Origin of the sequence: Agrobacterium vitis (assembly GCF_037039395.1) — a bacterium.
Classification (GTDB): Bacteria; Pseudomonadota; Alphaproteobacteria; order Rhizobiales; family Rhizobiaceae; genus Allorhizobium; species Allorhizobium vitis_E.
In genome coordinates this window covers 1,701,499-1,720,000 of the sequence record NZ_CP146242.1, presented here as the reverse complement: position 1 = coordinate 1,720,000, position 18,502 = coordinate 1,701,499, and the positions used below count along the sequence as shown (strand labels likewise).

Genomic DNA, 18,502 nt, shown 5'->3' with positions numbered 1-18,502 from the left:
TATAATGGGTCAACGACTTAGTGTAACTAGCAAGCTTAAGCCGGTAGGTGTAGGCGCAGCGAAAGCGAGTGTTAATAGCGCGATTGAGTTAGTTGCATTAGACCCGAAACCGAGTGATCTAGCCATGAGCAGGTTGAAGGTTGGGTAACACCAACTGGAGGACCGAACCCGCATCTGTTGCAATAGATTGGGATGACTTGTGGTTAGGGGTGAAAGGCCAATCAAACTCGGAAATAGCTGGTTCTCCGCGAAAACTATTTAGGTAGTGCGTCGATCGAATACCTCAGGGGGTAGAGCACTGGATGGGCTATGGGGACTCACCGTCTTACTGATCCTAACCAAACTCCGAATACCTGAGAGTACTAATCGGCAGACACACGGCGGGTGCTAACGTCCGTCGTGAAGAGGGCAACAACCCTGACCTCCAGCTAAGGTCCCCAAGTCATGGCTAAGTGGGAAAGGATGTGAGGATCCCAAAACAACCAGGATGTTGGCTTAGAAGCAGCCATCATTTAAAGAAAGCGTAACAGCTCACTGGTCTAAATAAGGGTCTTTGCGCCGAAAATGTAACGGGGCTAAAGCCATGCACCGAAGCTGAGGATTTGCAGTAATGCAAGTGGTAGCGGAGCGTTCCGTAAGCCTGTGAAGGGACAGTCGTGAGACATCCTGGAGGTATCGGAAGTGCGAATGTTGACATGAGTAACGATAAAGGGGGTGAGAGACCCCCTCGCCGAAAGACCAAGGGTTCCTGCTTAAAGTTAATCTGAGCAGGGTTAGCCGGCCCCTAAGGCGAGGCAGAAATGCGTAGTCGATGGGAACCACGTTAATATTCGTGGGCCTGGTGGTAGTGACGGATCACACAAATTGTACAGTCTTACTGGATTGATTGTGCAGTGGAGTGGTTCCAGGAAATAGCTCCACCGTATAGACCGTACCCGAAACCGACACAGGTGGTCAGGTAGAGTATACCAAGGCGCTTGAGAGAACTATGTTGAAGGAACTCGGCAAATTGCACGCGTAACTTCGGAAGAAGCGTGACCCCTTTTTACGCAAGTGGAGAGGGGTGGCACAGACCAGGGGGTAGCGACTGTTTATCAAAAACACAGGGCTCTGCGAAGTCGCAAGACGACGTATAGGGTCTGACGCCTGCCCGGTGCTGGAAGGTTAAGAGGAGAGGTGCAAGCTTTGAATCGAAGCCCCAGTAAACGGCGGCCGTAACTATAACGGTCCTAAGGTAGCGAAATTCCTTGTCGGGTAAGTTCCGACCTGCACGAATGGCGTAACGACTTCCCCGCTGTCTCCAACATAGACTCAGTGAAATTGAATTCCCCGTGAAGATGCGGGGTTCCTGCGGTCAGACGGAAAGACCCCGTGCACCTTTACTATAGCTTTACACTGGCATTCGTGTCGGCATGTGTAGGATAGGTGGTAGGCTTTGAAGCTTGGACGCCAGTTCGAGTGGAGCCATCCTTGAAATACCACCCTTATCGTCATGGATGTCTAACCGCGGTCCGTTATCCGGATCCGGGACAGTGTATGGTGGGTAGTTTGACTGGGGCGGTCGCCTCCGAAAGAGTAACGGAGGCGCGCGATGGTGGGCTCAGACCGGTCGGAAATCGGTCGTCGAGTGCAATGGCATAAGCCCGCCTGACTGCGAGACTGACAAGTCGAGCAGAGACGAAAGTCGGTCATAGTGATCCGGTGGTCCCGCGTGGAAGGGCCATCGCTCAACGGATAAAAGGTACGCCGGGGATAACAGGCTGATGACCCCCAAGAGTCCATATCGACGGGGTTGTTTGGCACCTCGATGTCGGCTCATCGCATCCTGGGGCTGGAGCAGGTCCCAAGGGTTTGGCTGTTCGCCAATTAAAGCGGTACGTGAGCTGGGTTCAGAACGTCGTGAGACAGTTCGGTCCCTATCTGCCGTGGGTGTAGGAATATTGACAGGATCTGTCCCTAGTACGAGAGGACCGGGATGGACATATCTCTGGTGGACCTGTTGTCGTGCCAACGGCATAGCAGGGTAGCTATATATGGAATGGATAACCGCTGAAGGCATCTAAGCGGGAAACCAACCTGAAAACGAGTATTCCCTATCAGAGCCGTGGAAGACGACCACGTTGATAGGACGGGTGTGGAAGCAGGGTAACCTGCGAAGCTTACCGTTACTAATAGCTCGATTGGCTTAATCGTTCTCATTGACAATGCTCATCGACTTCCTCGATGAGCCATCTGTTTAGCGCTCACGCATGAGCGGCTCGTATACGAGCCTATGCTCCGCGAGGGCGCCGAACGATCGGCGACGCGCTTTGCGCTTGCGGACTTCGTCCGAAGGCGCCAAGCAAAACGTCGACGAATGACGTGTTCACAAAAAAAACGGGCAACGCCCGCCAGCTTCTCACATATGCAAAGCATCAATACGGTTCCGTATTAACGCTTTGGCACCCTTCTGAGCGCAAGCGAAGAAGATGGGTTTGCCAAAGAAAAGGGAACACTATTGATGCGAAGCATCAACATTGCCCTTAGCTGACCTGGTGGTCATGGCGGGGCGGCCGCACCCGTTCCCATTCCGAACACGGCCGTGAAACGCCCCTGCGCCAATGGTACTTCGTCTTAAGACGCGGGAGAGTAGGTCGCTGCCAGGTCTGCTAATGGCAATGTTGATAAATACATCAAAACACTCTTCTCTCACACACTTCGGCCCTGCCGAAAACCTCGGGCCGCGCAAGCGGCTCTTTCGCTTTAAAGCCCCTGAAATACGAGGCAAAAATAACAAAACTCGACATCTTACCGCCCACAAAACCCGGGTGGTAACCCAAACAAAAATCGTTTGATCTGTCGAAATATATCCCAAACGGGATGCAAGAATGGTAACGCGGGGTGGAGCAGCCCGGTAGCTCGTCAGGCTCATAACCTGAAGGCCGCAGGTTCAAATCCTGCCCCCGCAACCAATCCCCCGCTATACCAACCCTGCTATAACATCAAAGCCCCCAACGGGGCTTTTTGGCGTTTCTTGGCTTCACTTGCGCCAACACGGCACTCACCATAGCGCTCCACAATCCCCCAGACGTCACTTTCCACAATCCTGAACGATGCGCAAACTCATCCGCATCCGCCAACTGGAGCAAACCTAAACGAACAAATTCAATGCCTATAACTCAAATTGCAAACGATCCAAACTCCGGGAGAGTTCAAGGCGCGACGTCTTTAACTGTTGCCACGAGCTGAACTATCGCCAGATGGCTTTGGTGGTGAGTGGCCAAGCCATCTGGCGTCGTCTTGTCAGGGGGAGAGTTCCTCAAGAACGCGGTCTTTTGTCTCCACTGCGAAGAGAGCCGTTACGAGAGCGCCAATTAGCAAAATTACTGCGAAAGCCCCGAAAACATATTGGATGCCCATTGAGGACATAACCCAGCCGACAGCGATTGGGCCAGCCGAAGATCCGAGCCGTAGCCAGGCGCTACCTGTGCCCGTGCCGATAGCACGCAGGCGTGTCGGGTAGATTTCCGAGGAATAAAGGTACAGCGAAAACGTCACAGTCTGGACAATCGCATATGCAAGGCCAGCAAGAACCAGAACCTGAATTGCTGACGTCGCTCCTAGCCACGCGAGAATGACCAGTGGGATCGGTGCGATCAGAAGAGCACCGGTATACCAGCGTTTACGGCCAACTTTGTCGATGAGCAACGCGCAGATAATAGCCGCGATGACGCCGCCGACCGAGGTGATAAAGCCGTAGAGGATACTTGTTTCAAGCGGGAGATTGAATGTCTGGCGGTAAAGGGTCGGAAGCCAGGTGATCGTGCCATTGGCCACCATATAAGCGCAGAACCACATGGCCCATATCGACAATGTGCGCTTAAGATAAATCCCCTGAAACAGTTCGCGCCAGTCGGATTTGCGACGCATGGGCGCGGCGACGATTTTTGGCTCAGGCAGTTCATTGCCGGCGGCCCGGGCGCTGTTCTCCAACTTGGCGACGATACGGTCAGCTTCTTCATACCGACCATTGGCAACCAACCAGCGAGGAGATTCATGCAGGAACCAGCGCAGCGGGATCATCAGAATTGCGGGAACTAGGCCGACGACGAACATGGCTTTCCAACCATAGAGCGGGACCATGAAGTATCCGATCAAGCCTGCCCCCACCAGGCCAAGCAGAAACATGACCTCGTACAATAGAAAGAACCGACCGCGCCCTTTTGAGCCGATCAGCTCGTTGATATAAGCGCTGGCGACCGGCACTTCACCGCCGGTTCCAATGCCTTGTACGAACCGGAATGCCATCATCATGCCAGCGCCTGCGGCAAACAAGCACGCAATATCCATGCTGACAAAAAGCAGAATGGTGAACAGCAGGACTTTCAAGCGACCAATCTTTTCAGCCATCCAACCAAAGCAGACCGCGCCAATCAACTGCCCGAGATAGCCCATGGACAGGATCATGCCGGTTTGTCCCGGAGTGAGGTTCCACTCACGAACCAGAACCGGCATGGCATAGGCTATTGCGATGACGGTGTAGCCGTCAAAGAAGGTTGCAGCGCCGACAATGTTCCGCGCCCAGAAAACCTCGCGGGTGACGGGCAGCCTTTCAAGGCGCGCACTGATTTCAGCTTGCGGGTCAACAAGCGGCGACGCCGCGGTGATCCGTTGTTCAATATTCATGATATCCTCCCTCTGCCTGGCTCATTCTCCCAGCCGGCGTCGAACCTACGCGTTGATCGTCTCGACTTCTGGATTTGGACACAGGATGACCGAGAATCCGGAAGACGCGGCTCTTCACGGTGAGGTACGCACCAAGCATAGCAGTCGGTGCGGATGCGGTGCATCACTCCCAGATGCGGCCGCAATATCCTCCCCTTGGAATGCCCCCGCCTGATACGAACGATCATTGAAATGACCGTTCGTATTCCTTTGTTGCCAGCAAGGCGAAGATGCGGGAGCATCGTCACGCCTTGGTATGACAAGCGGGGAGTTGCGGACTATTCGGCCGCCATCAGTTGCTCAACACGGCCGATTCCGGCAGCATCGAAGGCCGCAAAGATTTCAGCCTCGGCCTTCTCACCGAGATTCTTCAGGGGTTCGCGGATTGTGGCGTGCTCCAGGACGCCACGATGGACGAGACCGAGCTTGAGAGCCACGGTGCCTTCCATGTGAGAACCCCGATGGTACACGGCTCGGGTAACCGGAAGGAGTTGCTCGAAAAGCTTGCGTGCTTCGGGATAGTTCTGCGCCTTGCCCGCCTTGATCAGGTCGATCAGGAGTTCCGGGGCGATATTTCCGTAACCGACGAGCAGGCCGTCAACATCGAACATGGTTGGCAGCAACCATTCGTCGTGGCAACTCAGGATTTGAAGGTTGGGATTGGCCTTTTTGAGCTCCGGGATCTCAACGTACCAGCGCTTCATATTGCGCACACCGTTCTTGGTGGCAACGACGCCATCCTGGGTCGCGATTGCAAGCTGGGTGTCCAGGTCATAGGACGCTTTGGTGGCATCCGGATACTGGAAGAGAATGCATTGCAGACCGGATTCCTGCCAGATCGCCTTGTAGCGATCCTGCGGGGCGCCCTTCTGGAAGCCGAAACGGAGCCAACCATGGTTAGGATAAACCAGTGCGCCAGTTGCCCCGGCTGCCTTGCACTTCTTGGCTTCTTCCGCTGCGACCCGGGTGCCTTCGCCGGTGATGCCAGCAATGATCGGAATCCGACCATCGACGGCCTCTACATAGGTGCGGATGAGCTTCAGTCGCTCTTCTTCCGTCAGGAAAGTGCCTTCGCCGGCATGACCAAGAATGACAAGGCTTTTTACGCCGTCCATTCCTGCAAGCCACTTGGCGATGCGGGTATTGGCAGCATAATCGACCTCACCATCGCGGGTGAAAGCAGTGACTGGTGCCGGGCTGAGCCCTCTCATATCCATCGGTTGCATCGGGTATCTCCTCCTCAGATAGCCGCCGCCCGCTTCAGCGACCGGCGATAGGATCGTTAATGGGAACGTTCCCAATATCGGTTCTGATTTTACTGGAGTCAATATTTTTTTTAATGCATGGTTGAAACTGCAATTGCGCAGGGCTTCAGCGGAGAATGTGGAATGAATGTAAGGACCGAAGATGCCGGGCGTCTGGGACGTGTGACAATTCTCGATGTCGCGTCGGCTGCCGGTGTCTCAAAATCAACGGTATCGCGCATTCTGGATGAGCGTCTTCCCCGTTCCGATAACGATACGGCTCGCCGCGTCCGCAAGATTGCAGAAGAGATGGGGTATGTGCGGGATATCTCGGCGGCGAGCTTGAGGCGCGGTAGCACAATGACTGTCGGCATCATCGTGCCCCGCTTGACCGATACAGTCATGGCCATGCTTTACGAGTCGCTGGCGAAGGCCTGTAGCAGAAGCGGTCGCTTCGCAATTGTCGCGACAACCGATGACAAGCCAAGAGCAGACAGGCTTGCTGCCGAATCACTTTTGAACCGTGGTGTCGATGGGCTCATCCTGTCGACAGCAAGGCTGGATGATGATTTTGCTGACGACCTCATCGCGCGGGGAGTACCCCATGTCTTCGCTCTTCGCACGGCCGGGGCAAGCCTCTGTTCCGTTGGCGATGACAGGTTGGGCGGGTACCTGGCAACACGCCACCTGATAGACCTGGGCCATCGGCATATTGGGGTGATTGCAGGGCCATCTTATGCTTCCAGCGCCGTCGGGCGGGTGGAAGGCTACAGGCAGGCTATGCAAGAAGCAGGGCTTCCGGTTTTTCCAGAGGCAATCGTTCCATCGACCTTCGGGATCGACGCCGGCGCGGAAGCCGCAGAATGTCTGATGCGGTTGGAAAACCGTCCGACAGCAATCTTTGCCGTCAACGACAACACGGCTATCGGTGCGCTCTCGGGCCTTTCGCGCCTTGGAATTTCCGTACCCCATGAGGTTTCAGTGGTTGGATATAATGACATTCCGATTGTCAATCATCTCCCCACTCCGCTGACAACGGTCCGGGTTCCCTTCGACCAAATCGCATCGCATGCTTTGGATCTATTACTGAGCGAGGCGGTCTCGGCTGAAGACAGGATACGGATCTCGGCCCCAACGCTTATCCCGCGCAAATCGACGTCGAAGCCGGCGCTGTAGCACTTTATATCTGCCGCATAATTTTCTCTTTCAACCGATTCAATAAATTATGCAGTAGGGAGACCCGGAGTGCATCGTGCCGATTCTGTTCTGCATGATGCGATAGAACCGTCCCGACACGGAATGGGATTACCTGCTTCTAATACCAGTGCTTGATGAAAATCGACAATCAATGAGATGGCACGTCGCAGATCGGAACGGGACGGGGTGGAGGTGCGGGATGATCCATCTTGTATTGAGCGATAATCGGCTCGAGCTTTTCCTTGGGCCAAAAGGTCGGGGAGCCAATTTCCTTCAGGCAGGCATTATTCCAATAGGTCTTATTCGCTGACGAGGATCGGCCTGCCGCCAAGTCCCGGGAAACTGCGTTGATGTCTCGCGACTCAGGATAGATATAGAGGGTGGTGGGGTTATCCTTGACCAGCGACAGGACTTGAGGCGCATCGTCGGGCGACCAACTTGTGCAGCCGTCACTGCGACCAGCGGGGTAGGTGACGAGATTACCGCGCGGGACATAGCCGTCTCGATTGGCATAGGTACTCTCAGGCTTTTTCAGCATGCAAATTCCGGAGACCAATGCCGCCGCATGCCCGCCAATAGCCCGCTGGCGGGCATTGGCGGTCTCACCGGTTCCATCGAACTGGACGAAAGAACGTGTCAGGAAAGATTCCTGGTTGGCGGAGGTGCGATAGTAGCCTTTGAAGGACGTCTTGATCTCGCTCGTCATGTAAGCACCGCCCGCCGTCAGATTTGAATCCAGGGCGTTGCCAAAGTTCTTGGCGCATTCCCGCCCATTCGAAAAATTGACGGCGCCTCCGAGATTGCGCCCGCCACCGTGTCCCGCTGAGATGACCCGAAAGGATCGGTCCGCTTCACAGATGACATAGAAGCGGCCTCCGGAGACGCCGTCGGTACGGTCGTTCGGCCGTGTGGCATCCATCGCGAAGTAACATGCGTTCCTGACCTTCCCTTCTGCCACTCTAGCGAGATAGAGCGCACGCGCCCTCTCCAGGACGACAGGGGCGATCTGGCTGGTTCCTTCCCCCACATGGTCTTTCAGCCAGTCCGGAAGGCGTGATGGTCCTTCTGCAGCCGTTGCCAGGGAGGATGCCGATGATAAAGCGAAGACGGAGAAAAGCCTGACGAATTTGAAAAATTTGGGAGTGAATGTCATGCACATCTTCCTGAAACATCCGTTGCTTTGCAAATCTTACCCAGGCTAAACCCACTGGCAGGATGCGGTAGCACTTTAAATTTGCTGCATAATTCTCCCCTCAAATCGGGTCAGATTTAAGGAATGACGCAGTCAAGAATGTTCAGGCATTGATGATTGGCAACATGCCTTGCAAATAGCCGGGTTTTGGAAAAACCCGGCTATTAACCTTTGGGGACACTCTCGATTACAGCGTAACGACGATCTTTTCCTTGGCAGCCTTGACCGCTGCATCCGCCAGTTTCAGCGCAATCAAGCCGTCTTCGATGGATGGCGATGGTGCCTTTCCGCTCTCGATAAAGTCAAGGAAAGCCGAAATTTCAGCCGCATAAGCCGCAGTGTAACGAGTCATGAAGAAATCATGCAGCGGCGGGCGGGTGTAGCCATCCTTGGTGGCGATCTCAATCGAGACCGGGCGCTGGTTTTCAGCGGCCACCGAGCCTTCCGAGCCATGCACTTCAATGCGCTGGTCATAGCCATAGGTGGCGCGCCGCGAGTTGGAGATGATCGCCTGACGGCCAGAGGCCGTGGTCAGCACAAGGCTGGCGCTATCAAAGTCGCCCAGTTCGCCAATCTTGGGATCAACCAGCACCGAGGCCGATGCCATGACGGAGGTGATTTCCTCGCCCAGCAGGAAGCGGGCAATGTCGAAATCATGGATGGTCATATCGCGGAAAATACCGCCGGACACTTTAATATATTCTGGCGGGGGCGCACCCGGGTCGCGGCTGGTGATGGTGACCATCTCAACCTTGCCGATCTTGCCATCGTCAATCGCCTTGCGAACCGCCTGAAAATGCGGATCGAAGCGACGGTTAAAGCCCAGCATCACCTTGCCGCCGTTGGCGCGCACGACTTCGGCGCAGGCTTCGGCCCGCTTCACATCCAGATCAATCGGCTTTTCGCAGAACACGGCCTTGCCAGCGGCAGTGAAGCGCTCGATTAGGTCGGAATGGGTGTTGGTGGGAGTGCAGATCAGCACCGCATCAATCGAGGCATCGGCTTCGATCTCTTCAATGGTCTTGACCGCTGCGCCATAAGCATCGGCAATCGCCTTGGCAGCGTCGGGGAAAGCGTCTGCAACGGCCACCAATTGGGCGCGCTTGTCCTCGCCAATGGCCTTGGCATGCACTTTGCCAATGCGGCCCGCGCCCAGAAGGGCAAGTTTCTTCACCATGATGTTCTCCTCCCTGGCCTGGCACCATTCGGGCCAAGCACATGACACGTTAAACGCTCTCAAACCCACCGCAGTTTTTGACAGGTGTCAGCTGTTGCGGCAATCCTCGTTTGGAATATATGTTCTATTTTGCTAGATTGGGATAGTGTTCCTGTCAAGGCGGTTTAGAGCACTGCCGCCAAAGACGTTGATGCAAAATTTGAGGCGATAAACCAACCATGTCTGACACCACAGTTGCAGAGACCTCCGCGCCCGATAGCATTAAAGCCTTTGAAGAACGGTTGGTGCAGGTGTCTGACACCTTGCCCAAGCGGCTGAAGCAATGCGCGGACTATGTGGCCGCCAATAAAGATCGTATTGCCGTTTCGACTGTGGCCGAAATGGCTGAAGGTGCGGGCGTACAGCCCTCTGCCTTTATGCGGTTTTGCCAAATATTTGGTTTTTCTGGATTTTCCGAAATGCAAAAGCTGTTTCGGGATTCTTTTGTTGGTGGTTGGCCGGATTATTCCACCCGTCTGCACCATTTGCGCGAAACAGCATCTGGCAGCCCATCGGCGCTTTTGGCAGAATTTGTCGAGGCGGGGCGCGTGTCGTTGGAGGGATTGCTGCAAACGGTCGATCCGCACCTGCTGGAACAGGCTGTGGCCTGCCTCAGCGCGGCTGGAATGATCCATATTGTCGGCTTGCGCCGCTCCTTTCCAGTCGCAAGTTATATTGCCTATGCCTTTGAAAAAATGGCGGTTCCGGCCATGTTGCACAGTGGCGTTGGCAAGCTGGAAAGCCAGCATGCCATCCGCGAGGGCGATGTGGTGCTGGCCATTACCTTTGCCCCGTATTCGACCGAGACGCTGGATCTGGTTGAGCAGGTCTCAGCGCGAGGTATTTCCGTGGTGGCGATTACCGATACGGTGGTCAATCCGCTTCGCAAACTCGGGGCGATAACCCTGTCGGTTGCCGAGGTGGATTTTGGCGCATTCCGCTCACTCTCTGCCACGCTCTGTCTGGCCATTGCGCTCTCTGTCGCAGTAGGAACGGCCCGGCAGCAGGATTGAACATTTGTGTTGATGGGTTCAAAAATAGAATATATAGTCCATTTTTAAGCGATAATAGAATGACCTTCCGGGAGTGAGGTCATTGACGGCAGGCAACGCAAGCCCTGTCGCGTCCAAGGAGGAAAGCGTGCCAAAACTTGACCTGATCACCATCGGCCGTTCGTCCGTTGATCTCTACGGCGCGCAAGTGGGTGGCCGTTTGGAAGACATGGCCTCCTTCAACAAATATATCGGCGGCTCCCCCACCAATATTGCAGCAGGCACCGCCCGGTTGGGTCTAAAGTCTGCCCTGATCACCCGCGTGGGCGATGAGCATATGGGCCGCTTTATCCGCGAACAGCTGGTGCGCGAAGGCGTGGATGTGCGCGGCGTCAAGACCGACCCCAAACGCCTGACGGCGCTGGTTTTGCTCGGCATTCGCGATGAGCACCAGTTTCCTTTGATTTTCTACAGAGAAAATTGCGCCGATATGGCTTTGTGCGAGGATGATATTGATCCGGCTTTTGTGGCCGAATCCGGCTGTGTTTGCGTCACGGGTACGCATTTGTCGCATCCCAATACCGAAGCTGCGGTGCTGAAAGCGCTGCGGTTGGCGCGCGAGAATGGTGCAAAGACGGCGCTGGATATTGATTACCGTCCCAACCTTTGGGGTTTGGCAGGCCATGGCGATGGTGAGAGCCGCTTTATCGAATCACAGGCCGTGACGGCAAAGCTGCAATCCACCCTGCATTGGTTTGATCTGATTGTCGGCACGGAAGAAGAATTCCACATTGCCGGCGGCTCTACCAACACGGTGGAAGCGCTGCGGGCGGTACGGAATGTTTCCAAGGCCACGCTGGTGTGCAAGCGCGGTGCTTTGGGTGCCGTGGTGTTTGATGGCAATATTCCAGACAGTCTTGATGATGGGCAGACCGGCGAAGGCTTCCCCATTGAGGTGTTCAACGTGTTGGGTGCTGGCGATGGCTTCATGTCTGGCCTGCTGAAAGGTTGGCTGACGGGTAAGGATTGGCCCACGGCCTTGAAATATGCCAACGCCTGCGGTGCTTTTGCGGTGTCACGCCACGGCTGTACGCCCGCCTATCCCAGCCTTGAAGAGCTGGATTATTTCTTCAAAACCGGCATTCGCAACAAGGCTTTGCGCAAGGATGCGGCGCTGGAACAGGTGCATTGGTCCACCAATCGTGATGGAGAATGGCCGCAGATGCGGGTGTTTGCCTTCGATCACCGCATGCAACTGGAAGCCATGTGTGATGAGGCCGGTGTTTCCCATGAGCGGATCGGTGCCTTCAAGCAACTCTGCCTGAAAGCCGCGCAGCAGGTGGCCAATGGTCAGCCCGGTTATGGCATTTTGTGTGATAGCCGTTTGGGCCGTGATGCGCTCTATCAGGCATCCGGGTCTGGCCTTTGGATTGGCCGCCCAGTCGAATGGCCGGGCTCGCGCCCGCTGACATTGGAGCCGGAACTGGGCGAGGATTTTGGTGGCCTCACCGAATGGCCGGTGGAAAATGTGGTCAAGGTTTTGTGCTTCTACCATCCCGATGATGATGCGGCCTTGAAGGAAAACCAAGAAAATACGGTAAAACGCCTTTTCACGGCTGCGCGCCGTAACCGGCTTGAAATGCTGCTGGAGATTATCCCGTCCAAGGTTGGGTCAACGGATGATGATACAGCGGCGACCATCATCCAGCGCTTCTACGACATTGGCGTCTACCCCGATTGGTGGAAGCTGGAGCCGATGAAGACGAAAGCCGCTTGGGCCAACGCCGTTGACGCCATTTCCCGCAACGATCCCTATACGCGGGGCATTGTTGTGCTGGGTCTGGATGCGCCAGCGGCAGAGCTGGAGGAGAGCTTTAAAACGGCTGCCAGCTTTGATCTGGTCAAGGGCTTTGCGGTGGGGCGCACTATTTTTGGCGATGCGGCTCGCAAGTGGTTAGCTGGCACACTATCGGATGATGATGCGATTGCTGACATGGTGGGTAAATACACATCGCTGTGTCAGGTCTGGGATAAGGCGCGCGCAAGCGCCTGATCCTACTGCATCGATCCAAACGGAGACGACAGCCGAGTTTGGAAAAATCGTTGCATAAACAAAAGGCTAGTGCACTATAGCATGAACGAAGTGAATGCGTCAGTGCACTAGGATTTCAGGGAGAGAGACACATGAAAACGGTGCGTTTGACAGCCGCTCAGGCTCTGGTGCGCTACCTTGCCAATCAGATGACGCCGGAAGGCGTGCCGTTTATTGCTGGCGTCTGGGCCATTTTTGGTCACGGCAATGTTGCGGGTCTGGGCGAGGCTTTGCAGGGCGCGAAAGACAGCGTCACCACATGGCGCGGCCAGAATGAGCAATCCATGGCGCACGCGGCTATTGCCTATGCCAAACAGCTTGGCCGCCGCCGCGCTATGGCTGTCACCTCCTCCATTGGTCCCGGTGCGCTGAACATGGTCACGGCGGCGGCCTTGGCGCATGTTAACCGCCTGCCGGTTCTGCTTCTGCCCGGTGATGTCTTTGCCAATCGCGGACCTGATCCGGTGTTGCAGCAGGTGGAAGATTTCAATGATGGCGTGATGTCAGCCAATGATTGCTTTCGCCCCGTCAGCCGCTATTTCGACCGCATTTCCCGGCCCGAACATTTGCTCACCGCGCTTCCCCGCGCCTTTCGCACCATGACAGACCCCGCCGATTGCGGCCCGGTAACACTGGCCTTTTGTCAGGATACGCAGGCCGAAGCCTATGATTATCCTGAGAGCTTTTTTGCACCAAAAATCTGGCACATCCGCCGTCCGCAGCCGGATTCGTTTGAGCTGGAAACGGCGATTGCCGCCATCAAATCCGCAAAGAATCCGGTAATTGTTGCAGGCGGCGGCGTGCATTTTTCCGGTGCCACCCAAACCCTGGGGGATTTTGCGCAAAAACACCAGATTCCGGTGGTGGAAACCCAGGCCGGAAAATCGGCCCTGCCCTGGGATGACGCGCTGAATTTCGGACCCGTCGGCGTGACGGGTGCGGCCAGTGCCAACACGATTTGCGAGGGTGCGGATCTCGTGATCGGTGTTGGCACACGGTTTCAGGATTTTACCACCGGGTCGTGGGCGCTGTTCAAGAACCCCAACCGCAAGATTCTGGCGCTGAATGTGCAGCCTTATGACAGCGCCAAGCATGATGCTTTGCCCTTAGTGGCGGATGCGAAAATCGGTCTGGAGCTGATCTCAAAAGCTCTGGGTGAGCATCGTTTTGCCACACCGGATGTAGGCCTGAAGGCCGATTGGTTCGCAAAGGCCGATGCCGTCACAGCCCCACCGAAGGATGGCAACAGCCTGCCCACCGACATGCAGGTGATTGGGGCCGTTCAGCGCGCCTCGCGCGACAATACGGTGGTTATGTGCGCCGCTGGCACCATGCCGGGCGAGCTGCACCAGCTCTGGAAGTCCAAACTGCCGCTGTCCTATCATATGGAATATGGCTTCTCCTGCATGGGCTATGAGATTGCCGGCGGCATGGGCATCAAGATGGCCGAGCCGGAGCGTGACGTGATCGTCATGGTCGGCGACGGCTCTTACATGATGATGAATTCCGAGCTGGTCACAGCCTGCGCTCTGGGCGTGAAAATCACCGTTGTCATTACCGATAACCGCGGTTACGGCTGCATCAACCGGCTGCAAATGGGCACGGGCGGGGCGGAGTTTAACAATCTCTACGCCCATACCTCGCATATCCACGCTCCGCAGATCGATTTTGCCGCCCACGCCGCATCCATGGGTGCCGATTCAAGCAAAGTAACCACCATTGCCGAGCTGGAAACCGCTTTGGCCAGTGCTCGCGAGGCCACAAGACCCACCGTAATTGTCATCGACACCGATCCTTACCCAACGCCTGAAGCTGGCGGGTACTGGTGGGATGTGGCGGTGCCGGAAGTATCAGCTAGAGATGAAGTGCAACAGGCTCGCGCCCGCTACGAGGCAGCGCTCAAGGAAAGATATTAAGATGATTTTCTACGGAACCAACCCGATTGCCTGGTCCAATGACGATGACCGTACGCTGGGTGCCCACATTAGCCTCGACCAATGCCTGGATGAAACCGCCAAAATCGGCTTCGACGGCATTGAGAAGGGCCATAAATTCCCGCAGGAACCAGCGGCTCTGAAGGCTGTGTTGGAGCCACGCGGGCTTCGCTATGTCTCCGGCTGGCATTCGCTGAACCTGCTGACCAATTCGATTGAGGATGAAAAGGCAGCAATGCAGCCTGCACTGGACCTGTTGAAGGCCATGGGCAGCAAGGTGATCATCGTCTGCGAAACATCGAATGCTATTCATGGCGATGACGACAAGCCGGTGAATGATCGCCCGAAACTGGCGGATGCTGAGTGGGCAAGCTTCGGCGCAGGCGTGGAAGCACTAGCCGAATTTGCTGCGTCTCAGGGCATTGCTCTGGTTTACCACCACCACATGGGCACGATTGTTGAGAGCGAAGAAGAAATCGACAAGCTGATGGCCAACACTGGCCCGCATGCCAAGTTGTTGCTGGATACCGGCCATTGCCTGTTTGGCGGCGGAAACCCGGAGCGCGTGGCAACCAACTATATGGGCCGCGTGGGTCATATCCATGCCAAAAACATCCGCCCGGTGATTGCCAAACAGGTGCGCGATGAAAAGCTCTCCTTCCTTGAGGGTGTGCGCCGTGGCGTGTTCACCGTGCCGGGCGATAGTGAGGGGGGTGTGAATTTCCCACCCGTGCTGAAAATTGCTGGTGAACATGGCTATGAAGGTTGGCTGGTGATTGAGGCCGAGCAGGACCCGGATGTGCGTAATCCTTATGATTACCAGAGCTTGGGTCTTGCCTCGTTGAAGGCCATGGCCAAGGCTGCGGGGTTGGATAAGGCGGCTTAATCGGTCGGAGCAAGGGGCCACCCCCCTCTGGTCTGCCGACCATCTCCCCCTCAAGGGGGGAGATCGGATGGAGTTGCCCACCCATTTTGTCAACCCAGCATTTTCGCAGGAAAGACAAAGGGAACGAGGGGTAGGCCCCACATCCATCTCCCCCTGGAGGGGGAGATGTCCGGCAGGACAGAGGGGGGTTAAGCAAGCACCGACCTGTGCTATGTCACTCCCACCACGCAGACTCCGGAACGGTGCTGACTCCGCTCCGCTCACCACAAGGTAAGCCAATGCAATTTCTCGATCCCCACCACCCGTTCTTCAAGCCGCTCTGGGTGCGCATTCTGGTGGTGCTGGTGCCGCTGGTTTGGGCGGGGATCGAACTTTATAATGGGTCTCAAACCTGGGCGATGATTTCGCTGGCGCTTGGTTTTTACGCCGGTCTGCAACTGTTCTGGGTGTTTTACAAAACATCGGGAAAGGGAGATGAAAAATGACCAATCTTTTACGCAAACCTGCGGCCACCGCCGGAAAAGTACATGACATCACCCCGGAAAGCGCCAATTGGGGCTATGTCGGCTTTGGGCTTTACAAGCTGAAGGCGGGCGAAAAGGCTGCCGAGCAGACGGGCGAGACGGAAGTGATTCTGGTGCTGGTCGAGGGCAAGGCCGAGATTTCGGGTGCGGGCAAAAGTTTTGGCGAGCTTGGCGACCGCATGAATGTGTTTGAGAAAAAGCCGCCCCATTGCGTTTATATCCCGGCAGGCAGCGAGTGGAGCGCCATAGCCACCACGGATGTGACACTGGCCATCTGCACCGCCCCCGCAAAGCCGGGCCGCGAGGCACAGGTGATTGGCCCGGCAGGTGTGGCGCTGACCGAGCGCGGCAAGGGAGCCAACACCCGCTATATCTTCCCCATCGCCATGGAAGAGCGTGATGTGGCCGATAGCCTGCTGGTGACAGAAGTGTTTACCCCGCAGGGCAATTGGTCATCCTATCCGCCGCACCGGCACGATGAAGATAATTTCCCGGATATGACCTATCTGGAAGAGACCTATTATCACCGTTTGAATCCGGCTCAAGGCTTTGGCTTTCAGCGCGTCTTTACCGAAGATGGCTCGCTCGATGAAACCATGGCCGTCTCCGATGGAGATGTTGTTCTGGTGCCCAAGGGCCACCATCCGTGTGGCGCCCCTTATGGCTATGAGATGTATTATCTCAATGTCATGGCAGGCCCAATGCGCAAATGGCGCTTTCAGAACCACCCGGACCATGACTGGATTTTCAAACGCGACAATCCGCCAAACGCTTAATGGTCCCTTCCCCAAAACCTCCACCAGGGACGGGGAGGTTTGAAAGATGTTTCCCTGTATCCGGTGCCTGCAATATGATGCTGATAGGCACCGGACGGCAAACCTTTGTTTGCTTCGATCATAGGAAACGGTGAATTTCTGGAGAGAAGAATATTGTCGATTAAAAAGGATAATATTGCTGCGTCATAAGCGTTATTGTCTTTTTGACAGACAGCTTCGTCAACATAAGCATTTTTGACATTAAACGTGTTCGATCTTCCAGAAAAATCAACGCGATATACAGCCGCCCCCGTCCAGCTCCGATGGAGAAACAGTGAGTGAGCGGCGAAGAAAATAACCCACTTATCCTCCATGCAATTTGGAATGAAACCTCTCTTTATCGTTTCATATTCCGCCGGTGAAAATCGTGCGGTATAGGGAATCGGCTTCAATTTTCCAAACGGTTGAATGTCCCATTGGTCAAAAGGCTCCACCATTTGCCACCTCGAATTACAGGGATTGCCCGATTCGGGCTGTCCCCTTCTGGCCATTGTCGCGGATCCAGTTGAGGCTTTTGTCGCCGGTTTTATAGAGCTCGAAACACATCGGCGTGCCTTTATACCAGGTGGTAAAGCGCTGGCAGAGGCGGTCGCCATTGATCCACCATTTGCCGGTATCATTGGGCTTCACGAAGCGACCGAGCCCCAGAGCTTCCCCCGAGCCATCAACGACCCCACTTGTGCGATAATTCAGCGGAAACTCCCCGCCCATCGGCGTGGCGAGATAGATGCGCTTGCCGATGATGTCGCTTTTGATGTCGGTGGAGGTATAGCGGCTTTCATTGGCGGCCTGTGCGGTGCCGGTAGCACACGCAACCAGGGCGATACTGATCAATAAACGTCGAAACGACATGATTCCAAGTCCTCCTGTGATCCATCGTTCTGAGTAGAATCGTAGAGGTGTTACGCAGACCGTCAGCGTTCGGATGACTGGCAGCACAATAAATGTCGCAAAGAGGTGGAAAATGAGTCGTTTTATATCAATGACATCGCTTCAGCCCGGCTATAGCGCGCTCGTTATCGGCGCATCCGGCGGTATCGGTTCGGCTCTTTGCGCGGTGTTGCGCTCGGACAGCGCCTGTCGGGATGTGGTGACGCTGTCGCGCCGTCAGGATGGCTTCGACCTGACGGATGAAACCAGCATCGCTGCCTGTGCGGACCGCCTGGCTGGACAGCACCAAAGCTTCGATCTGATCCTATGCGCAACGGGCGCTTTGACCATTAACGGCATTGGCCCGGAAAAGGCCATTAAAGCCGTAACTTCTGAAGCGATGGCAGCTCAATTTGCCCTGAATGCCATTGGCCCAGCGCTGGTGCTCAAATATTTCACGCCGCTTCTGGCGAAAAACAGCCGGTCGCTGATGGGTTTTCTGTCGGCACGGGTCGGTTCGATTGGCGATAATCGCCTTGGTGGCTGGATTTCCTATCGGGCATCCAAGGCGGCTCTCAACCAGATCGTTCATACCGCGGCTATCGAGATCGCCCGGTCGCGCCCGCAGGCGGTGGTGGTCAGCCTGCATCCTGGCAGTGTCGCCACGGATTTGTCCGGTAATTTCGCCGTGGGTCATGAGCGGTTTGCCCCGAATCATAGCGCGGGCCTGTTGCTATCCGTGCTTGACACGCTCTCGCCCGCCCAAACCGGCGGCTTTTTCGCCTATGACGGTTCCGTGATCGAGTGGTAGCAACCAATCCGGCAGCCCGTTTGGC

The 18,502-nt window shown here is 55.6% G+C and carries 14 protein-coding genes, 1 tRNA gene and 2 rRNA genes (1 of these 17 cut by a window edge); 11 read left to right on the top strand and 6 right to left on the bottom strand.

What is annotated here, in order from left to right:
• The 3 genes from V6582_RS10720 to V6582_RS10710 all read left to right on the top strand — a co-directional run.
• A 23S ribosomal RNA gene (locus V6582_RS10720) occupies window positions 1–2,193 on the top strand (it extends 720 nt beyond the left edge of the window).
• Window positions 2,194–2,530: 337 nt separating this feature from the next.
• Window positions 2,531–2,645: ribosomal RNA gene (gene rrf, locus V6582_RS10715) — 5S ribosomal RNA — on the top strand.
• A gap of 229 nt (window positions 2,646–2,874) precedes the next feature.
• A tRNA-Met gene (locus tag V6582_RS10710) sits at window positions 2,875–2,951 on the top strand.
• Window positions 2,952–3,282: 331 nt separating this feature from the next.
• Here V6582_RS10710 and V6582_RS10705 read toward each other — a convergent pair.
• Both V6582_RS10705 and V6582_RS10700 read right to left on the bottom strand, forming a co-directional pair.
• Window positions 3,283–4,665, bottom strand: coding sequence for an MFS transporter (locus V6582_RS10705; protein WP_156631261.1), 1,383 nt, complete (start codon window positions 4,663–4,665; stop codon window positions 3,283–3,285).
• A gap of 317 nt (window positions 4,666–4,982) precedes the next feature.
• The gene (locus V6582_RS10700; RefSeq protein WP_012654554.1) at window positions 4,983–5,930 is read right to left on the bottom strand and encodes a dihydrodipicolinate synthase family protein; all 948 of its coding nucleotides are present in this window, start codon (window positions 5,928–5,930) and stop codon (window positions 4,983–4,985) included.
• 162 nt (window positions 5,931–6,092) lie between these two features.
• Here V6582_RS10700 and V6582_RS10695 point away from each other — a divergent pair, with 162 nt between their 5' ends.
• Window positions 6,093–7,124 (top strand): LacI family DNA-binding transcriptional regulator, encoded by a 1,032-nt coding sequence (locus V6582_RS10695; protein ID WP_156631260.1) that lies wholly within the window; start codon window positions 6,093–6,095, stop codon window positions 7,122–7,124.
• A gap of 169 nt (window positions 7,125–7,293) precedes the next feature.
• On the opposite strand, the gene V6582_RS10690 is transcribed toward V6582_RS10695, so the two are convergent.
• Both V6582_RS10690 and iolG read right to left on the bottom strand, forming a co-directional pair.
• Window positions 7,294–8,298, bottom strand: coding sequence for a hypothetical protein (locus V6582_RS10690; RefSeq protein WP_156631259.1), 1,005 nt, complete (start codon window positions 8,296–8,298; stop codon window positions 7,294–7,296).
• A 226-nt stretch (window positions 8,299–8,524) separates the two neighbouring features.
• Window positions 8,525–9,514: an inositol 2-dehydrogenase gene (gene iolG / locus V6582_RS10685; RefSeq protein WP_156631258.1), complete on the bottom strand. Its 990-nt coding sequence runs from the start codon at window positions 9,512–9,514 to the stop codon at window positions 8,525–8,527.
• Window positions 9,515–9,732: 218 nt separating this feature from the next.
• Here iolG and V6582_RS10680 point away from each other — a divergent pair, with 218 nt between their 5' ends.
• From V6582_RS10680 to iolB, 6 genes are all read left to right on the top strand, one after another.
• Entirely contained in the window at window positions 9,733–10,566 is an 834-nt protein-coding gene (locus V6582_RS10680) for a MurR/RpiR family transcriptional regulator (protein ID WP_156631257.1), read from the top strand.
• 127 nt (window positions 10,567–10,693) lie between these two features.
• Window positions 10,694–12,598, top strand: a complete 1,905-nt coding sequence (locus V6582_RS10675; RefSeq protein WP_337739199.1) for a bifunctional 5-dehydro-2-deoxygluconokinase/5-dehydro-2-deoxyphosphogluconate aldolase — start codon at window positions 10,694–10,696, stop codon at window positions 12,596–12,598.
• A 131-nt stretch (window positions 12,599–12,729) separates the two neighbouring features.
• A complete protein-coding gene (gene iolD, locus V6582_RS10670; RefSeq protein ID WP_156631255.1) occupies window positions 12,730–14,553 on the top strand; it encodes a 3D-(3,5/4)-trihydroxycyclohexane-1,2-dione acylhydrolase (decyclizing) in 1,824 nt (607 codons plus the stop codon).
• 1 nt (window position 14,554) lies between these two features.
• On the top strand, window positions 14,555–15,457 hold the full coding sequence (gene iolE, locus V6582_RS10665) for a myo-inosose-2 dehydratase (protein WP_156631254.1): 903 nt from the start codon (window positions 14,555–14,557) through the stop codon (window positions 15,455–15,457).
• Window positions 15,458–15,735: 278 nt separating this feature from the next.
• On the top strand, window positions 15,736–15,942 hold the full coding sequence (locus tag V6582_RS10660; RefSeq protein WP_156631253.1) for a hypothetical protein: 207 nt from the start codon (window positions 15,736–15,738) through the stop codon (window positions 15,940–15,942).
• The gene (gene iolB, locus V6582_RS10655; RefSeq protein ID WP_156631252.1) at window positions 15,939–16,757 is read left to right on the top strand and encodes a 5-deoxy-glucuronate isomerase; all 819 of its coding nucleotides are present in this window, start codon (window positions 15,939–15,941) and stop codon (window positions 16,755–16,757) included. The genes V6582_RS10660 and iolB overlap by 4 nt, the downstream gene beginning before the upstream one ends.
• On the opposite strand, the gene V6582_RS10650 is transcribed toward iolB, so the two are convergent.
• Entirely contained in the window at window positions 16,754–17,233 is a 480-nt protein-coding gene (locus tag V6582_RS10650; RefSeq protein ID WP_156631251.1) for a hypothetical protein, read from the bottom strand. The genes iolB and V6582_RS10650 overlap by 4 nt on opposite strands.
• Window positions 17,234–17,246: 13 nt before the next feature.
• A complete protein-coding gene (locus V6582_RS10645; protein WP_070164126.1) occupies window positions 17,247–17,648 on the bottom strand; it encodes a hypothetical protein in 402 nt (133 codons plus the stop codon).
• Between the two features lie 112 nt (window positions 17,649–17,760).
• Between V6582_RS10645 and V6582_RS10640 the strand changes: the two genes are divergently transcribed.
• On the top strand, window positions 17,761–18,477 hold the full coding sequence (locus V6582_RS10640; protein WP_234889620.1) for an SDR family NAD(P)-dependent oxidoreductase: 717 nt from the start codon (window positions 17,761–17,763) through the stop codon (window positions 18,475–18,477).
• Window positions 18,478–18,502 lie beyond the last annotated feature (25 nt).

Bases quoted from the DNA above. Each gene is read 5' to 3' on its own strand.
- V6582_RS10650 (WP_156631251.1), bottom strand. From the start codon at position 17,233: ATGGTGGAGCCTTTTGACCAATGGGACATTCAACCGTTTGGAAAATTG.
- V6582_RS10660 (WP_156631253.1), top strand. From the start codon at position 15,736: ATGCAATTTCTCGATCCCCACCACCCGTTCTTCAAGCCGCTCTGGGTG.
- iolG (WP_156631258.1), bottom strand. From the start codon at position 9,514: ATGGTGAAGAAACTTGCCCTTCTGGGCGCGGGCCGCATTGGCAAAGTG.
- iolB (WP_156631252.1), top strand. From the start codon at position 15,939: ATGACCAATCTTTTACGCAAACCTGCGGCCACCGCCGGAAAAGTACAT.
- V6582_RS10700 (WP_012654554.1), bottom strand. From the start codon at position 5,930: ATGCAACCGATGGATATGAGAGGGCTCAGCCCGGCACCAGTCACTGCT.
- iolE (WP_156631254.1), top strand. From the start codon at position 14,555: ATGATTTTCTACGGAACCAACCCGATTGCCTGGTCCAATGACGATGAC.
- V6582_RS10695 (WP_156631260.1), top strand. From the start codon at position 6,093: ATGAATGTAAGGACCGAAGATGCCGGGCGTCTGGGACGTGTGACAATT.
- V6582_RS10645 (WP_070164126.1), bottom strand. From the start codon at position 17,648: ATGTCGTTTCGACGTTTATTGATCAGTATCGCCCTGGTTGCGTGTGCT.
- V6582_RS10705 (WP_156631261.1), bottom strand. From the start codon at position 4,665: ATGAATATTGAACAACGGATCACCGCGGCGTCGCCGCTTGTTGACCCG.
- V6582_RS10640 (WP_234889620.1), top strand. From the start codon at position 17,761: ATGAGTCGTTTTATATCAATGACATCGCTTCAGCCCGGCTATAGCGCG.
- V6582_RS10680 (WP_156631257.1), top strand. From the start codon at position 9,733: ATGTCTGACACCACAGTTGCAGAGACCTCCGCGCCCGATAGCATTAAA.
- iolD (WP_156631255.1), top strand. From the start codon at position 12,730: ATGAAAACGGTGCGTTTGACAGCCGCTCAGGCTCTGGTGCGCTACCTT.
- V6582_RS10690 (WP_156631259.1), bottom strand. From the start codon at position 8,298: ATGACATTCACTCCCAAATTTTTCAAATTCGTCAGGCTTTTCTCCGTC.